The organism is Limnohabitans sp. DM1 (genome assembly GCF_001269385.1).
GTDB lineage: Bacteria > Pseudomonadota > Gammaproteobacteria > Burkholderiales > Burkholderiaceae_C > Limnohabitans_A.
This window is the reverse complement of the sequence record NZ_CXOO01000010.1, coordinates 51,600-68,693: the sequence shown is the minus strand read 5'-3', so window position 1 is coordinate 68,693 and position 17,094 is coordinate 51,600. Positions and strand designations below refer to the sequence as shown.

The 17,094-nt window shown below is 59.0% G+C and carries 18 protein-coding genes; 16 read left to right on the top strand and 2 right to left on the bottom strand.

Translation table 11 applies throughout. The annotated features are described in order from the left end of the window. Positions 1-6: 6 nt before the first annotated feature. The gene (locus tag AMM33_RS01570; protein ID WP_090138174.1) at positions 7-372 is read left to right on the top strand and encodes a Rieske (2Fe-2S) protein; all 366 of its coding nucleotides are present in this window, start codon (positions 7-9) and stop codon (positions 370-372) included. A gap of 2 nt (positions 373-374) precedes the next feature. Beyond that, positions 375-1,385, top strand: a complete 1,011-nt coding sequence (locus AMM33_RS01565) for a S49 family peptidase (RefSeq protein WP_090138172.1) — start codon at positions 375-377, stop codon at positions 1,383-1,385. Positions 1,386-1,493: 108 nt separating this feature from the next. On the opposite strand, the gene AMM33_RS01560 is transcribed toward AMM33_RS01565, so the two are convergent. Both AMM33_RS01560 and AMM33_RS01555 read right to left on the bottom strand, forming a co-directional pair. Further along, a complete protein-coding gene (locus tag AMM33_RS01560) occupies positions 1,494-2,252 on the bottom strand; it encodes an SAM-dependent methyltransferase (protein WP_090138170.1) in 759 nt (252 codons plus the stop codon). Beyond that, positions 2,249-2,875, bottom strand: a complete 627-nt coding sequence (locus AMM33_RS01555) for a Maf family nucleotide pyrophosphatase (protein ID WP_090138703.1) — start codon at positions 2,873-2,875, stop codon at positions 2,249-2,251. Before AMM33_RS01555 ends, AMM33_RS01560 begins: the two co-directional genes overlap by 4 nt. Positions 2,876-2,916: 41 nt before the next feature. On the opposite strand from AMM33_RS01555, the gene AMM33_RS01550 reads away from it, so the two are divergent. The 14 genes from AMM33_RS01550 to recO all read left to right on the top strand — a co-directional run bounded on the left by AMM33_RS01550 (position 2,917) and on the right by recO (position 17,094). Then, positions 2,917-3,462 (top strand): YceD family protein, encoded by a 546-nt coding sequence (locus AMM33_RS01550; RefSeq protein WP_090138168.1) that lies wholly within the window; start codon positions 2,917-2,919, stop codon positions 3,460-3,462. Positions 3,463-3,603: 141 nt separating this feature from the next. Next, a complete protein-coding gene (rpmF, locus tag AMM33_RS01545) occupies positions 3,604-3,786 on the top strand; it encodes a 50S ribosomal protein L32 (RefSeq protein ID WP_005794249.1) in 183 nt (60 codons plus the stop codon). A 112-nt stretch (positions 3,787-3,898) separates the two neighbouring features. Then, positions 3,899-4,960, top strand: a complete 1,062-nt coding sequence (gene plsX, locus AMM33_RS01540; protein ID WP_090138166.1) for a phosphate acyltransferase PlsX — start codon at positions 3,899-3,901, stop codon at positions 4,958-4,960. Continuing rightward, positions 4,957-5,934 (top strand): beta-ketoacyl-ACP synthase III, encoded by a 978-nt coding sequence (locus AMM33_RS01535; protein WP_090138164.1) that lies wholly within the window; start codon positions 4,957-4,959, stop codon positions 5,932-5,934. The genes plsX and AMM33_RS01535 overlap by 4 nt, the downstream gene beginning before the upstream one ends. Before the next feature lie 91 nt (positions 5,935-6,025). Further along, positions 6,026-6,976, top strand: a complete 951-nt coding sequence (gene fabD / locus AMM33_RS01530) for an ACP S-malonyltransferase (protein WP_090138162.1) — start codon at positions 6,026-6,028, stop codon at positions 6,974-6,976. Further along, complete coding sequence (fabG, locus tag AMM33_RS01525; protein WP_090138160.1) at positions 6,973-7,716, top strand: 3-oxoacyl-ACP reductase FabG; 744 nt, start codon at positions 6,973-6,975, stop codon at positions 7,714-7,716. Before fabD ends, fabG begins: the two co-directional genes overlap by 4 nt. Positions 7,717-7,778: 62 nt before the next feature. Then, the gene (gene acpP, locus AMM33_RS01520; RefSeq protein WP_019427049.1) at positions 7,779-8,015 is read left to right on the top strand and encodes an acyl carrier protein; all 237 of its coding nucleotides are present in this window, start codon (positions 7,779-7,781) and stop codon (positions 8,013-8,015) included. A gap of 6 nt (positions 8,016-8,021) precedes the next feature. Then, on the top strand, positions 8,022-9,266 hold the full coding sequence (fabF, locus tag AMM33_RS01515) for a beta-ketoacyl-ACP synthase II (RefSeq protein WP_090138158.1): 1,245 nt from the start codon (positions 8,022-8,024) through the stop codon (positions 9,264-9,266). Positions 9,267-9,886: 620 nt separating this feature from the next. Continuing rightward, a complete protein-coding gene (locus AMM33_RS01510) occupies positions 9,887-11,308 on the top strand; it encodes a DegQ family serine endoprotease (protein WP_369802394.1) in 1,422 nt (473 codons plus the stop codon). 487 nt (positions 11,309-11,795) lie between these two features. After that, positions 11,796-13,604: a translation elongation factor 4 gene (lepA, locus tag AMM33_RS01505; RefSeq protein WP_090138154.1), complete on the top strand. Its 1,809-nt coding sequence runs from the start codon at positions 11,796-11,798 to the stop codon at positions 13,602-13,604. Then, positions 13,604-14,569 (top strand): signal peptidase I, encoded by a 966-nt coding sequence (gene lepB / locus AMM33_RS01500; protein WP_090138153.1) that lies wholly within the window; start codon positions 13,604-13,606, stop codon positions 14,567-14,569. The genes lepA and lepB overlap by 1 nt, the downstream gene beginning before the upstream one ends. Before the next feature lies 1 nt (position 14,570). Then, positions 14,571-15,281 carry a ribonuclease III gene (gene rnc / locus AMM33_RS01495; protein WP_369802386.1) on the top strand — a complete coding sequence of 237 codons (711 nt, stop codon included), beginning with the start codon at positions 14,571-14,573 and terminating at the stop codon, positions 15,279-15,281. After that, a complete protein-coding gene (gene era, locus AMM33_RS01490) occupies positions 15,278-16,333 on the top strand; it encodes a GTPase Era (RefSeq protein WP_194945172.1) in 1,056 nt (351 codons plus the stop codon). Before rnc ends, era begins: the two co-directional genes overlap by 4 nt. 11 nt (positions 16,334-16,344) lie before the next feature. Further along, on the top strand, positions 16,345-17,094 hold the full coding sequence (recO, locus tag AMM33_RS01485) for a DNA repair protein RecO (RefSeq protein WP_090138151.1): 750 nt from the start codon (positions 16,345-16,347) through the stop codon (positions 17,092-17,094).

Here is a 17,094-nt window from a genome sequence, read left to right as displayed (position 1 = left end):
ATCCCCATGGAGCCGATGATCCCTTTGTGCAACAGTTCCGATTTGCTCAATGGCGGGCGGGCTGTTCCCTTTGACATTGTGTATGCCGGACAGACCTGCCGCGCTTTTGCCATCCGTTACCAGGGGCAGGTGCACGCCTACCTGAATCGTTGCACCCATGTGGCCATGGAGATGGACTACCAGCCAGACCGTTTTTTTGACGACACCGGGCGTTGGTTGATGTGCGCCACGCATGGCGCCACCTACCAACCCGAAACCGGCGCCTGCACGGGCGGGCCGTGCCGTGGCGGGCTGGTGAAAATAGACCTTTCAGAACGGGACGGTGTGGTTCACTGGCATACTGCCTACAACTTGAAACCCCTTGAATTTTGACCATGCAAGACCCTCTGGACAACGTGTCCGCAGTCCCTCCGGCTGATCCTGTTTCTTCTCCTGTTACAGCTGCGCAGACCGCATCGGCCTCAGGCTGGGAGCGCAAGGTGCTGGAACAGTTGGCCTTTGCCACGCTGCGTGAACAGCAAACAGCCCGGCGTTGGAAGGTCGGTTTGCGTCTGGCCTGGCTGGTCTTGCTGGCAGTGGTCTTTTGGCAGGCCTTCAGCTACACCACACCCACCATTAATCCCAGCTTGCCGCATACCGCGATGGTCTCCATTCGCGGCGAAATTGGCTCGGAGGGCGAAGGCAGCGCTGAAAATGTCATGGCGTCCATGCGCAATGCGCTGGAAGACTCCGGCTCGCAGGCTTTGGTGCTCTTGATCAATTCGCCTGGCGGCAGCCCTGTGCAGGCGGGCTTGATCAACGATGAAATTCACCGCCTCAAGGTGCTGCACAAAAAGCCGATCTATGCGGTGGTGGAAGAGTCTTGTGCATCGGCGGCGTATTACATTGCGGCGGCGACTGACAAGATTTATGTGGACAAGGCCAGCATCGTGGGCAGCATTGGTGTGCTGATGGATGGTTTTGGTTTTACCGGACTCATGGACAAGCTGGGCATCGAGCGGCGCTTGATGACAGCTGGGGCCAACAAGGGCTTTCTTGATCCCTTCAGCCCCCAAACCGAGGCGCAGCGCAAGCATGCACAGGCCATGTTGGACCAAATCCATGCCCAGTTCATCGACGTGGTCCGCAAAGGACGCGGCGAGCGCCTGAAGGAAACGCCGGAGATGTTCAGCGGCCTGTTCTGGAGCGGCCAGCAAGCCGTGGACATGGGGCTGGCCGATGCCTTGGGCAGCCTGGACGGCGTGGCCCGCGATGTGGTCAAAGCCCCTGAAGTGGTGGATTATTCGCGCCACGAAAACGTGGCCGAGCGGTTGGCCAAACGCTTTGGCGCGGCCGTGGGCGAAGGCGCTGTCCACGCCTTGCGCCTGGGCGCCACTGTTCGTTGATCTTTTGCGCTGAGCGGTTCAACGTCGCGATTTCGACGACCTGTTCTTGTAGGTCGGCACTCGCAGAGTCCGAAATTCTCAGCGTCAACCCTCTATGCAAGGGTTGTCTCAAGGCCCAATCGCATACACCGCCGGGGTGTGCGCATCGGGGCCTTTGAGGCCCTTTTTCCATTGGGCCACGCTGTGACTCTGGATGCGTGCCGAGGGCAGCGTGAGGCCGCTGGCTATGGCCAGGCGTGTGACGCCCTGAAGGCTTTGCAGCAAAGCGCTCAGCATGGCGGCGTTGCGGTAGGGCGTTTCAATCCACAGCTGGGTCTGACCTGTTTTGTGGGCCAGTGATTCCAGTTGTTTGAGCCGCGCACCCCGTTCGTTGGCGTCTTGTGGCAGGTAGCCGACAAAGGCGAAGTTTTGACCGTTGAGGCCACTGGCCGCCAAGGCCAGCAGCAAGGACACGGGGCCCACGAGGGGCACCACGCTCAGGCCCAGGTCGTGCGCTGCGCGCACCACCGAGCTGCCGGGGTCGGCCACCGCAGGCATGCCTGCTTCGCTGATCAAGCCCATGTCGTGGCCTTGCAAGGCGGCGGCCAGCAGCGGTTTGCCGTCAAAGCCGGACTGGTGATCGCCTTTTTTATGCACATGACGCGGCAATTCGGTGATCTGCTGTTCGGCCAGTGGCGCACACAGCGGGTGGGTTGCGCCCACGCGTTTGAGGAATGCCCGGGTTGTTTTGGCGTTTTCGCAGACCCAGTGCTGCAGGCCAGCGGCGGCGGCCAGTGTCGTGCTGGGTAAAACATCGGTGATGGGGGCTTGCTCTGTGCAGCCAAAATCCAGCGGCGTCGGAACCAGAAAAAGTCGGCCTGGGGTCATGGCGTGGCTCGCAACAGTTGGATTCCAGCCTGACGCAGCATGCGTGCGGTGCGGATCAGCGGCAAGCCGATCAAAGCGGTCGGGTCGTCGTTGTCAATGGATTCCAGCAAGGCGATGCCCAAACCCTCGCTTTTGGCGCTGCCCGCGCAGTCATAGGGTTTTTCAGCCTGTAAATAAGCTTCGATCTCTGCATCGCTCAGGTCGCGAAACACCACCCGCACAGCCGCCAAATCGACCGCTTCAAAGCCGGTGGCCAGACACACCACGGCGAGCGCGGTCTGAAAAATCACGGTCTGGCCACGCATTTGCCGCAGTTGTTGCACGGCGCGGGCATGTTCGCCGGGCTTGCCCAGCGGCTGACCAGCCAGGTCGGCGACTTGATCGGAGCCAATCACCACCGATTCGGGGTGTTTGGCGGCCACCGCTTGGGCTTTGGCCAGAGCCAGGCGCCGGGCCAGGTCGCTTGGGGATTCGCCTACAGCGGGTGTTTCATCCACGTCGGGAGCCGCGACGGTGAAGGGAATGCGCAGGCGTTCCAGGAGTTCGCGGCGATAGCGCGAGGTCGAACCCAGGACCACTGTGCGGCTGACCTGGCTGGAGGGAATGGGGGAATGGGGTGCCATGGAAGAAATGCTCATGGGGGTGATTCTCTTACACTGCGCACATGGAAAAAAAGTTTGATCCCCAACACTTGGATGTTGTGGCGTTTGCCCGCGATGAGGCCGTTTTGGAAGGGCAAGGTGCTTTGCAGGCCATGTCCCGTTTGTGTCAAGAGCAGGTCGATGGGGATGTGCTGGCCGGGCCCGTGGTCTGGCACCTGGAGGGGCGGCTGGAGCCCCAATCGGGTGGGGCTGACCATGTCTGGCTCGATTTGGAAGCTTCGGTGGCTTTGCCTATGCAGTGCCAACGTTGCTTGACGCCTGTTTTGGAGACAGTTCAGGCCCAGCGGTCTTTTCGTTTTGTGGCCGACGAGGCCACGGCTGCGGCGCTGGATGACGAGGCGGAAGAAGATATTTTGGTGGTCAGCCGCGACTTCGACGCCTTGGCGCTGGTCGAAGATGAGCTGATTTTGTCCTTGCCCCTTGTCCCTTTGCATGAGGTTTGCCCCGAGGCCTTGCCCATGTCTGCCGTAGACCCGGAGTTTGAGCAGGCCGCTGAGCGTCCCAATCCCTTCGGCGTGCTGGCGGGGTTGAAAAAGTCGTCATCTTGATCTCTTGGACTGAGCAATTGGGGAAAGTGTTCCGGCTTGGGCTATAATCAATGGCTTCGCCCAGTTTGACTGGGGGACACTGTCATCAACCAGAAGCTGCGTTGTATTTGCGCGGCCTCCACAAGCTTCCAAGGAGCCATCATGGCTGTTCAGCAAAACAAAAAATCGCCTTCCAAGCGCGGCATGCACCGTTCACACAACGCACTGAATGTGCCTGGTATCGCTGTGGAACCCACCACCGGTGAAACACACCTGCGTCACCACATCAGCCCCAACGGTTTTTACCGTGGTCGTCAGGTGTTGAAAAACAAATCTGAAGCCTGATCGGCGTCAGCCCTCAAGCCGCCAGAGGCCCGGCGCTACTTTTTAAGTAGCATCGGGCTTTTGTTTTTGTAGGTTTTGTTTTGTACTTTTCGTTTTTGAGCCCAAGGATTCCATGACCTCGCCCACTCCAATCACCGTGGCTGTCGATTGCATGGGTGGTGACCATGGTCCCCGCGTCACGCTGGCGGCCTGCCGCCGCTTTTTGTTGACCCATCCCGATGCACGCCTTTTGCTGGTGGGCCGTTCAGAAGCATTGGCCGGTTTTGTCGATCTTCGCGCCGAAGTGGTGGCTGCTACTGAAGTGGTCGAAATGGACGATCCGCTCGAAGTGGCGTTGCGCAAGAAAAAAGACTCGTCCATGCGCGTGGCCATCGAGCAGGTGCGTGACGGCAAAGCCGGTGCTGCGGTGTCTGCGGGCAACACGGGCGCGCTCATGGCGATTGCCCGCTATGTGCTCAAAACCATGGACGGCATTGACCGCCCGGCCATTGCAGGGCAGATGCCCAACTTCAAGGGCGGCGGCACCACCATGCTCGACCTGGGTGCCAATGTAGACTGCACGCCCGAACATTTGCTTCAGTTTGCCGTCATGGGATCGGCACTGGTCTCCGTCTTGCAAAACAAGCAAAACCCCACAGTGGGCTTGCTCAACATTGGCGAAGAGGCCATCAAGGGCAATGAGATCATCAAAAAAACCGGTGAATTGCTGCGCTCTGCGGGCAGTTCGGGTGATTTGAATTTTCATGGCAACGTCGAAGGCAATGACATTTTCAAAGGCACCGTGGACATTGTGGTGTGCGATGGTTTCGTGGGCAACGTGGCTTTGAAGGCCAGCGAAGGTCTGGCAACCATGATTGGCGGCTTCTTGAAAACTGAGTTTTCACGCAACATCTTCACGAAAATTGCAGCACTTTTAGCTTATCCGGTTCTATCTGCATTTAAAAATCGTGTAGACCACCGCCGCTACAACGGTGCGGCCTTGTTGGGGCTGCGCGGTCTGGTGTTCAAGAGCCATGGCTCGGCCGATGAGGTGGCTTTCGAGACGGCGCTGAACCGGGCTTATGATGCAGCCCGAAACCAATTGCTGGATCGCGTTCGTGAACGCATCGCGCATGCAGCTCCCTTGTTGATGGGGGCGCAAGCCGAGCGCTCAGAAGCGGTCACCACACCATGAGAATTTATTCCCGCATTCTGGGCACCGGCAGCTACCTGCCGGAAAAACGCCTGACCAATGCCGACCTAGCGGCCGAACTGGCGCAACAAGGCGTCGAAACTTCCGACGACTGGATCGTTGATCGCACCGGTATCCGTGCCCGTCACTTTGCGGCCGACCATCAGGGCAGCAGCGATCTGGCGACCGAAGCTGCACGCCAGGCGCTGGCTGCTGCAGGCATTTCGGCCCACGACCTGGACCTGATCATCGTCGCCACATCGACTCCCGATATGGTGTTTCCCTCGGTGGCGACCATGGTGCAGCACAAGCTGGGCACCGCAGGTTGCCCGGCGTTTGACGTGCAGGCCGTGTGCAGTGGCTTCATTTACGCGCTGACCATTGCCGACTCGATGATCCAGTCCGGCTCGGCAAAACGTGCTTTGGTGATCGGCTCGGAGGTGTTCAGCCGTATCCTCGACTTCAAGGACCGCACGACCTGCGTGTTGTTTGGCGATGGCGCAGGCGCGGTCGTGCTCGAAGCCTCGGATCAGCCCGGCATTTTGGCCACCGATTTGCACGCCGACGGCAAGTACAAGGACATCTTGTGCGTGCCCGGCCATGTCAACCGTGGCGGCATTTTGGGCGATCCGGTGCTCAAGATGGACGGTCAGGCGGTCTTTAAATTGGCGGTGGGTGTGCTCGAAGACACGGCCCGCGCCAGCTTGGCCAAGGCCAACTTGACCGATGCCGACATCGACTGGTTGATCCCGCATCAGGCCAACATCCGCATCATGCAAAGCACAGCGCGCAAGCTCAAGCTGGGCGCTGACAAGGTGGTCGTGACGGTGGACCAGCATGGCAACACCTCGGCCGCCTCGATCCCGCTGGCGCTGGACACAGCCGTGCGCGACGGGCGCATCCAGCGTGGCCAGACCCTCATGCTCGAAGGCGTGGGCGGGGGCTTCACTTGGGGCTCGGTGCTGTTGCGTTATTGACCCGCTCTTGATTTGACAGGCCCGGGGCGGCGATGCAGGGCACGCCCCATGTCACTTTCACGGATTCTTTCCTGATTAAAAAAATTTGCACATGACCACATTTGCTTTTGTTTTTCCCGGCCAGGGCTCCCAATCGGTGGGCATGCTGGACGCCTGGGGTGACCACCCCGTGGTGCTCCAAACCCTGAAAGAAGCCTCGGACGCCCTCGGCGAAGACGTGGCCCAACTCATACACGAAGGCCCTAAAGAAGCGCTGGCGATGACCACCAACACCCAGCCCGTGATGCTGGTGTCGGCTGTGGCCGCTTACCGCGCTTGGCTCGCCGAAGGCGGGGCCAAGCCGTCCGTCGTGGCCGGTCACTCGCTGGGTGAATACAGTGCCCTGGTGGCTTCGGGTGTGTTGACGCTCGCGCAAGCCGCCCCACTGGTGCGTCTGCGTGCGGCTGCCATGCAGGAAGCCGTGCCCGTGGGCGTGGGCGCCATGGCCGCCATTTTGGGCTTGGCCTCAGACAAAGTGATCGAAGGCTGCCAGGCAGCCCAAGCCACTTTTGCAGCGGGCAGCGCCGAAGTGGTTGAAGCCGTGAACTTCAACGACGCCGCGCAAACCGTGATCGCGGGCAGCAAAGCGGCGGTGGACAAAGCTTGCGAAGTGCTCAAGGGCATGGGTGCCAAGCGTGCGCTGCTCTTGCCCGTGTCGGCGCCTTTCCATTCGAGCCTGATGAAGCCTGCCGCTGAAAAGCTGCGCGAGAAACTGGCCACACTGACTCTGGGCGCGCCGCAGATCCCGGTGCTGAACAACATCGACGTGGCCATCGAAACCGACGGCGACCGCATCCGAGACGCGCTCTACCGTCAGGCCTTTGGCCCGGTGCGCTGGGTCGAGTGTGTGCAGGCCATCAAGGCCCGAGGCGTGACAACCCTGGTCGAGTGCGGCCCCGGTAAAGTGCTGGCAGGCATGACCAAGCGCATCGATGCCGAATTGACTGGCGTGGCGCTGTATGACCCCGCCACCCTGGCTGAAGTGAAAGGACTCCTCGCATGAGCGACACCCCAAAACAAGTGGCCTTGGTCACTGGCGCATCCCGAGGCATTGGCGCTGCCATTGCTTTGCACTTGGCCCAAGCGGGTTATGTGGTCATTGGCACCGCCACCAGCGACGACGGTGCCGCCAAAATCAGCCAAGCGCTGTCAGCCTTCCCCGGTAGCCGAGGTGCCAACCTGAACGTCAACGATGCGGCCGCAGGCGAAGCCCTGATCGACGCCATCGTCAAGGAGCACGGCGGCCTGCAGGTGCTGGTCAACAACGCGGGCATCACCCGCGACACTTTGGCCATGCGCATGAAAGACGACGACTGGGATGCGGTGCTCGACACCAACCTCAAGGCGGTGTTCCGCATGAGCCGCGCGGTGATCCGCCCCATGATGAAGCAGCGTTATGGCCGCATCATCAGCATCACCAGTGTGGTGGGCGCATCCGGCAACCCCGGCCAGGCCAACTACGCCGCCGCCAAGGCGGGTGTGGCCGGTATGACCCGTGCTCTGGCTCGCGAGCTGGGCAGCCGCAACATCACCGTCAACTGTGTGGCCCCCGGTTTCATTGCCACCGACATGACCGCCAGCCTGCCCGAAGAACAACACAAAGCCTTGTTGGGCCAGATTCCTCTGGGCCATCTGGGGCAACCCGATGACATCGCCCACGCCGTGGCGTATCTGGCTGGACCAGGCGCTGGCTATGTCACCGGACAGGAATTGCATGTCAATGGTGGCATGTTCATGGCCTGATTTCCGGAACGCCCTTCCGGACAGGTAAAATCTTCTTTTTTCACAACCCTCAGAGGGACCCCATGAGCGATATCGAAGCACGTGTCAAAAAAATCATTGCCGAACAACTCGGCGTTGAAGAGTCACAAGTCACCAACGAAAAAGCCTTCGTGGCCGATCTGGGTGCCGACTCCCTGGACACTGTGGAACTGGTGATGGCACTCGAAGACGAGTTCGGCATCGAGATTCCTGACGAAGACGCAGAAAAAATCACCACGGTGCAAGCTGCGATCGACTACGCCCAAAGCAAGAAGGCCTGATCGACGATGACCCGGCGCCGCGTTGTTGTCACGGGTTTGGGATGCGTCAGCCCCGTGGGCAACACGGTGGCTGAGGCATGGTCCAACCTGATTGCCGGTCAGTCCGGCATTGGTCCTATCACACGTTTTGATGCTTCAGCCATGTCCTGCAGGATCGTGGGTGAAGTCAAGAATTTTGACCTTGAGTCCTACATCAGCGCCAAAGAGGCGCGTACGATGGACCGCTTCATTCATTACGGCATTGCTGCTGCTTCTCAGGCCATTCAGGACTCCGGGCTGCCCACAGGCGATGCACTGAGTGAAGAAGAGGCATGCCGCATCGGTGTGGTCATTGGTTCGGGCATTGGCGGCTTGCCGCTGATCGAAGAAACCCACATTGAGTACACCGCACGCGGCGCGCGTCGTATTTCCCCATTTTTTGTGCCGGCCTCGATCATCAACATGATCTCAGGCCATGTCTCGATGCGCAGTGGCTTCAAAGGCCCCAACCTGGCCGTCGTAACCGCTTGCACCACAGGCTTGCACAGCATTGGCGAAGCTGGTCGTCTGATCGAATACGGCGACGCGGATGTGATGATTGCTGGTGGCTCCGAAGGCACGGTGTCGCCACTGGGCGTGGGTGGTTTTGCCGCCATGCGCGCTTTGTCGACCCGCAACGATGACCCCACAGCGGCTTCTCGCCCCTGGGACAAGGACCGTGATGGCTTTGTGCTGGGTGAAGGCGCGGGCGTCATGGTGCTAGAAGAGTACGAACACGCCAAAGCCCGTGGCGCCAAAATTTACGCCGAGCTGGGTGGTTACGGCATGAGTGCTGACGCCGGTCACATGACCGCGCCGAGCATGGACGGCCCCCGCCGCGCCATGCTCAGCGCCATGCGCAATGCCGGCGTCAATGTTGACCAGATCGACTACCTCAATGCCCACGGCACCTCCACGCCGCTGGGTGACATCAACGAAACCAATGCCATCAAGGTGGCTTTGGGTGATCACGCGTACAAGACCGTGATCAGTTCAACCAAGTCCATGACCGGTCACCTTCTGGGTGGTGCGGGCGGCATTGAGAGCGTGTTCACTGTGCTGGCGCTGCATCACCAAAAGGTGCCGCCGACCATCAACCTGGTCAACCCTGACCCCGAGTGCGATCTGGACTACTGTGCCAATACGGCACGCGATGTGAAAATCGATGTGGCCCTGAAAAACAACTTTGGTTTTGGCGGCACCAACGGTTCGCTGGTATTCAAGCGCATCTGACGCGAGACGCCCCCATGCAAAATGCCCCACCTGTGGTTTACCCGGTGGGGCATTTTGTTTGGAGTTGGGGCCTGGGTCTGCTGTGGGCTTTTCTTGGCGCATGGGGACTGATTCAATGGCAGTCTGCGAGTTCAGCCAGCCCGGCAGCGGTCATTACGGCATGGCTGGTTTGGTGTCTTTGTCTGACCCTGGCCACTGTGTGCTGGAGGCGTGAACTCACAAGCGACGATCAATTGGTCTGGAGTGGTGAGCAGTGGTTGTGGCGGGATTCTAAGGGTGTTGAGACAGCGCAGGATTTAAAGCCCGTGTGGGATGTTGGAGACGCTATGGTGTTGTGCATGCGTCCATCAGGGGCCTCAGTCGGGCATTTGTCTCACATTGTGTGGATGCACCGTCACTCGATGCCCCACGACTGGCATGGCTTTCGATGCGCTGTATATTCGCGCCCACCATTGCCGTATCCGCCCGCCCAATTTGTTCAAGGTTTGTAAAGTCATCTTGAACTTGTGAGGCAAGCCACAAACTTCAGAATGTTTTCTCGCAATGACATACACAAGGAGAGATGTGTGATCAAAAAATATAGGTTCAAAGCCAGATTGGCCAGTGTGTTGTTTATCGGCATGTTCAGCAGTGCGTGGATGTTGTCGCCAATGACTGCTGCGGCACAAAGTTCGGGTGTTGCGATTCGCGGATTGCCTGACTTCACGGAGTTGGTTGAACAAGTAGGTCCATCCGTCGTCAATATACGCACCCTTGAAAAAGTTCGTGTCGGAACCCCGGCGCCGGGCTCGCCTGATGATGAAATGCAGGAGTTGTTTCGCCGATTTTTCGGTGTGCCCATGCCCAGTGTTCCCAATGCGCCCAGGCAAGCGCCACGTCAAAATCGGCCTCAGGAAGAAGCCCAACCCCGTGGCGTGGGATCCGGCTTCATTTTGAGTGCGGACGGTTTCATCATGACCAACGCCCATGTGGTGGACGGTGCAGATGAGGTGCTGGTCACCCTGACGGATAAACGAGAGTTCAAGGCTCGCATCGTCGGGGCTGACAAGCGCACCGATGTGGCCGTTGTGAAAATTCAGGCCACGGGTCTGCCTGCCGTGCGCGTAGGGGATGTCAGCCGCCTCAAAGTGGGTGAATGGGTCATGGCGATTGGCTCGCCTTTTGGATTGGAAAACAGCGTGACAGCGGGCATTGTGAGCGCCAAGCAACGCGACACTGGTGAGTATTTGCCCTTTATCCAGACCGATGTCGCCATCAATCCAGGTAATTCCGGTGGACCGCTGATCAATATGCGTGGTGAAGTGGTTGGGATCAACAGTCAAATTTATTCACGTTCGGGTGGTTTCATGGGGATTTCCTTTGCGATTCCCATGGATGAAGCCATGCGGGTGAGCGAGCAATTGCGCAGCAATGGCCGTGTGAGCCGTGGACGCATTGGCGTGCAAATTGCGCCTGTCACCAAAGAAGTGGCCGAATCCATTGGTCTCGAAAAAGCGCAAGGGGTGCTGGTGCGCGGCGTTGAGGAGGGTTCACCCGCTGAAAAAGCCGGTATAGAAGCGGGTGACATCATCACCCGGTTTGAAGGCAAAGTCATTGATAAACCTGCTGATTTGCCCCGTGCTGTGGGTAACACCAAACCCGGAAGCCGGGCAACCATCACGGTATTTCGGCGAGGAAAATCACAGGAACTGAATGTGATGGTGGCCGAGATTGAAGCTGAAAAGCCGATCGCCGCAGCGCCCGATAAAAAAGCTCAAACTGCTGCGGTTCAGCATTTGGGTTTGAGCGTGAGCGACTTGACGGAGGCTCTGAAAAAGGAGTTTCGCGTACGTGGCGGTGTGCGCGTGGATGCTGCGGTAGATGCTGCGGCTCGCGCGGGTATCCGAGAGGGCGATTTGGTCTTGGCCATTGCGAACACGGAGATCACATCCGTGAAGGAATTTGATGCCCTGATGTCCCGAATTGACAAAAACCGGCCCGTCAGTGTTTTGATCCGCCGTGGTGATGGTGCACAGTACGTTCTGATTCGTCCCGGAAAGTGAGTGGCAGGCCATTCAAATGCCCTTCGTACCTTGCAGGGCATAGGTACGATTGGGTATGCATTTTGCGAATTTCGATGCAAAAAAATCTGCCGATGTGAAAAAGTTCAAAAGTTTGTGTTTGCTGACTTTTTGCATCGCTCATGACTAAACTGGATAAAATCATGTGTCTTGACCAAGGATTGATGGCATAAATCGCAGGGCTGGATTCACCATGTGGGATTCCTCACAAGAGTCCACAGATGACCCACAAGTTATTCAAGCGAAGACTTCGAGGGTTGTGAATAAGTTGTGGATAGAGTTCATGTTGCAAAGCAGCAACGACCTGTAAAACGTGATGTTGGGGCTGTGCGAATGGGGCAATTTGCCTACAATGAAATCCCAACTATCGCAGTTGCCATAGATTGTTGGTTCAGGGCGCGTCACCACCAGACGCGCCCTTTTTTCTTTTCCGGATCATTGATCCACAAACACTTGCAGAACTTCCTTGATGAATCACATCAGAAATTTTTCGATCATTGCCCACATCGACCATGGCAAGTCCACGCTGGCCGATCGCTTGATTCAACGCTGTGGTGGTTTGGAAGCGCGTGACATGGAAGCGCAGGTGCTGGACTCGATGGACATCGAGAAAGAGCGCGGCATCACCATCAAGGCGCAAACCGCTGCGCTGCAATACAAGGCCAAAGACGGGCAGGTCTACAACCTCAACCTGATCGACACGCCCGGCCATGTGGACTTCTCTTACGAAGTCTCGCGTTCGCTGTCGGCCTGCGAAGGCGCTTTGCTGGTGGTCGATGCCAGCCAAGGTGTGGAAGCGCAGACCGTGGCCAATTGCTACACCGCGCTCGATCTGGGCGTGGAAGTGGTGCCGGTGCTCAACAAAATGGATTTGCCCAACGCCGATCCGGACAATGCCCGCGCCGAAGTGGAAGACGTGATCGGCATCGACGCGACCGATGCGATTCCCTGCTCGGCCAAGACCGGCATGGGCATCGAAGAAATACTCGAAGCGGTGGTGGCGCGCATTCCACCGCCCAAAGGCAATCCCGACGCGCCGCTGCGCGCCATGATCATCGACAGCTGGTTTGACACCTATGTGGGCGTGGTCATGCTGGTGCGCGTGGTCGATGGCCAACTGCTCAAAAACGAGCGCATCCGCATGATGGCCAGCAACGCGGTGTACGAAGCGGGCAGCTTGGGCGTGTTCACCCCTGCCAACCAGCCGCGCGAATCGCTCAAAGCGGGCGAGGTGGGTTACATCATCGCGGGCATCAAGGAGTTGCAGGCGGCCAAAGTGGGCGACACCGTCACTTTGGAAAAGAAGCTGCCCAACAACCTGGGCCCGGCCACCGAGGCCTTGCCTGGCTTCAAGGAAATCCAGCCGCAGGTCTTTGCCGGTTTGTACCCAACCGAAGCCAACCAGTACGACGGCCTGCGCGACGCGCTGGAAAAGCTCAAGCTCAACGACGCTTCGCTGCATTACGAGCCCGAAGTCTCGCAGGCGCTGGGCTTTGGCTTTCGCTGCGGCTTTCTGGGTTTGTTGCACATGGAAATCGTGCAAGAACGCCTGGAGCGCGAGTTTGACCAGGACCTGATCACCACCGCGCCCAGCGTGGTCTACCAAGTGGTCCAGCCCGGTGGTGAAGTCGTCATGGTCGAGAACCCCTCCAAGATGCCCGACCAAGGCAAACTGCAAGAGATTCGCGAGCCCATCGTCACGGTGCACCTGTACATGCCGCAAGACTATGTCGGCCCCGTGATGACACTGGCCAACCAAAAGCGCGGCGTGCAGCTGAACATGGCCTACCACGGCCGTCAGGTCATGCTGACTTATGAAATGCCGCTGGGCGAGATCGTGCTGGACTTTTTTGACAAGCTCAAATCGGTCAGCCGTGGCTACGCCTCGATGGATTACGAGTTCAAGGAATACCGGGCCTCCGACGTGGTCAAGGTCGACATCATGCTCAACGGCGAGAAGGTCGATGCGCTGTCCATCATCGTGCACCGAACGCAAGCCCAGTATCGAGGTCGCGCCGTGGCAGCCAAGATGCGCGAGATCATCAGCCGTCAGATGTTCGATGTGGCCATCCAGGCCGCCATTGGGGCCAACATCATTGCCCGTGAAACCATCAAGGCCTTGCGCAAAAACGTGCTGGCCAAGTGCTACGGTGGTGACATCACCCGCAAGCGCAAACTGCTCGAAAAGCAAAAGGCGGGTAAAAAGCGCATGAAACAAATTGGCTCGGTCGAGGTGCCCCAAGAGGCGTTCTTGGCCATTTTGCAGGTGGAAGATTGATGCAGTTTTTAACGTCTTTGGTGCTGGCCGCATTTGTCGGCTATGCCGGTGCCTGGTATCTGGGCTTCATTGAGGGCAACTTTGCGCTGCTCTTGCTTTTGGCTACCGTGGTCACGGGCATTTATTGGCTGGCCGAGCGCTTCGTGTTCTTGCCGCGCCGTCGGCAAGCGGTGGCCCAGCTCGAAGCTGAAACAGCCCGACGCCGTGCCGAGTTGGCCCAAATGGGCATCGAGAAGGTCGACACCGATATTCGCGAATCCCGTGAAAAATTGATCATGCAACCCTGGTGGCTTGATTGGACCGCAGGCCTGTTTCCGGTCATCGTCGTGGTCTTTCTGTTGCGCTCCTTCTTGTTCGAGCCTTTCAAAATTCCTTCGGGCTCCATGATCCCGACGTTGCACATCGGCGACCTGATTTTGGTCAACAAATTTCACTACGGGATTCGGCTGCCCGTGGCGAACATCAAAATCACGCAAGGCACGCCTGTGCAGCGTGGCGATGTGATGGTGTTCCGTTATCCCCCGAAGCCCACAGTCGACTACATCAAGCGCGTGGTGGGGCTGCCGGGCGACGAAGTGGCCTATCTGAACAAGAAGCTCACCATCAATGGCAAAGAACTGCCCACCCAGGCGCTGCCTGACTTTTTTGACGAGTCCACCATGCGGTATTTCAAGCACCGCAGTGAGTCCCTGGGGGCCAAGCCGCACCAGACCATTCAGGATGATGAGCGTCCGGCGTTCATCCCCGGTGCTGATCAGTTTGCGGGCCGCGAAAACTGCAACTACACCGTCGAAGGCGTGACCTGCAAAGTGCCAGCGGGCCATTACTTCATGATGGGTGACAACCGGGACAACTCGCTGGATTCGCGTTATTTCGGTTTTGTACCGGACGGCAACATCGTGGGCAAAGCCTTCTTTGTCTGGATGAACTTCGGCAACCTCCAGCGCATTGGCGCTTTTGATTGAGGTGAGCGTGGCTACCACCACCGTTGTTTCATCGGGTTTGCCTGAACTGCAAATCCGTCTGGGGTATGCCTTTCGCCAAGTGGGTTTGCTGCAACAGGCGCTGACGCACCGCAGTTTCAGCGCCGACCACTACGAACGCCTGGAGTTTTTGGGCGACTCGGTGCTCAATTTGGCGGTCTCGCACATGCTGTATGTCCAATTGGTTAACATGCCCGAGGGTGATTTGTCCCGGGTGCGGGCCAATTTGGTCAAGCAAGACACGCTGCACCAATTGGCCAAAACGCTGGATGTTTCTGCGGTCATGCGTCTGGGTGAAGGTGAGATGCGTTCCGGTGGGCAGGGCAGGCCATCCATCCTGGCGGACATGGTCGAAGCCATCATTGGCGCGGTGTACCTGGATGGCGGCTACCCAGCTGCCCAAGCGCTGGTCGAGCGCCTGTTTGCCAAAGTGGACATCAAGCCCGACATGCAGGCCGTGGGCAAAGACCCCAAGACCGAATTGCAAGAGTGGCTGCAGGGGCGCAAGCTCGCGCTGCCCAAATACACCGTTGTCGGCACCTCCGGCGCGGCGCACCGCCAGCAGTTCGAGGTCTCTTGCGAAGTGACCGAATTGCGCCAAACCCAACAAGGCTCGGGCGCATCGCGTCGCGCTGCCGAACAAGCAGCGGCCGCCGCCATGCTGCTCACTTTGAAATCCGAAAGCGCCGCATGAGCACCGATAAAAAAACGCCTGAAACTGAACGCACGCCACAAGAGCAAACCATGCGCCGCCCCGTGCAAATCGCGGGCGTGACCATCCAGCCACGCGATGCGTCGGAAGACGCCGCCTTGCCGCCCGTCGCTGCTGCCCCCGCGCCCGTGCCGGTGGAAGGTCAGCGCTGCGGCCTGGTGGCGATTGTGGGCAAGCCCAACGTGGGCAAGTCGACTTTGCTCAACGCCTTGGTGGGTCAAAAAATCAGCATCACCTCGCGCAAAGCGCAAACCACGCGCCACCGCATCACCGGCATCCGCACCCAGGGCGCTGCCCAGTATGTGTTTGTCGACACGCCGGGTTTCCAGACCATCCACGGCACCGCGCTCAACAAGTCGCTGAACAAAACCGTGGTCGGTGCGGTGAGCGATGTGGACTTGGTCTTGTTCGTGGTCGAGGCGGGCAGCTTCACCACCGCCGACGCCAAAGTGCTGGCGCTGCTCAAGCCCGGTATCCCGGTCTTGCTGGTGGCCAACAAACTCGACAACGTTCACCGCCGTGGCGACATTGCGCCCTGGCTGCAAAGCATGCAAGAACGCCACGCTTTCACCGAGTTCGTGCCCATGTCGGCCAAGCAGCCCAAGGACATTGAGCGCCTGCTGGGTATTTGCGAAAAATACCTGCCCGAGCAACCCTGGTGGCATGCCGAGGATGAACTCACCGACCGCAGCGAGAAGTTCCTTGCCAGCGAAATGGTGCGCGAAAAACTCTTTCGCCTGACTGGTGATGAGCTGCCTTACACCTCGACGGTGGTGATCGACAAGTTCGAAGAAGAAGCGGGCCGCACGTCCAAACGCATGCTGCGGATTGCCGCCACCATCGTGGTCGAGCGCGAAGGGCACAAGGCCATGGTGATCGGTGACAAGGGCGAAAAGCTCAAACGCATCGGCACCGAAACCCGCGTGGAGCTGGAAAAGCTGCTGGACGCCAAGGTGTTCATCGAGCTGTGGGTCAAGGTGCGTTCGGGCTGGGCCGACGACGAAGCCCGCGTGCGCAGCTTCGGTTACGAGTAATTCCACTGCCAATGGCCTCCAAGCGGATCGCAGACGAGCCAGCCTATGTGCTGCACCGCTACGACTGGAGCGAAACCAGCCTGATTCTGGAGGTCTTCACCCGCCACCACGGCCGGGTGGCTTTGGTGGCCAAAGGGGCCAAACGGCCCACCTCCAGTTTCCGCCCCGTACTTTTGCCCTTGCAGCCTTTGTCGCTGGCCTTTGGGGGCGACGGTGACATCCGCACCCTCAAATCGGCCGAATGGGTGGGCGGCCATGTCATGCCCACGGGCGAGGCGCTGCTGTCGGGCTACTACCTCAATGAATTGCTGATGCGCCTGACCGCGCGCGACGATCCGCATCCGCAGCTGTTCGAGGTCTATGCCGCCGCCGTGCGCCTGTTGGCCAGTGGCGACCCGGACGCCTTGCAATGGGCCTTGCGCGGCTTTGAGCTGCTGCTGCTGCGCGAAATGGGCCTGTTGCCCGCTCTGAACCAACAAACCCTGACCCTCAAGCCTTTGTCGCCCACGGACAGTTATGCGCTTGTGCCCGAGGCGGGCCTGCAATGGGTGAACGATGACCCGCGCCACGCCTTGCGTGGTGAGCAGTGGCTGGCACTGCACGCGGCGCTGGCTTCACCCAGCCCCTTGGCGTCTTTGCTGCGCGAGTGTGCCGACTTGCTGGTGCAACTGCAGCGCCCCTTGCGCCTCTTGCTCAACTACCATTGTGGTGTGGGCGCTTTGCGCACCCGTCAAATGATGCTGGACTTGCAAACCTTATGA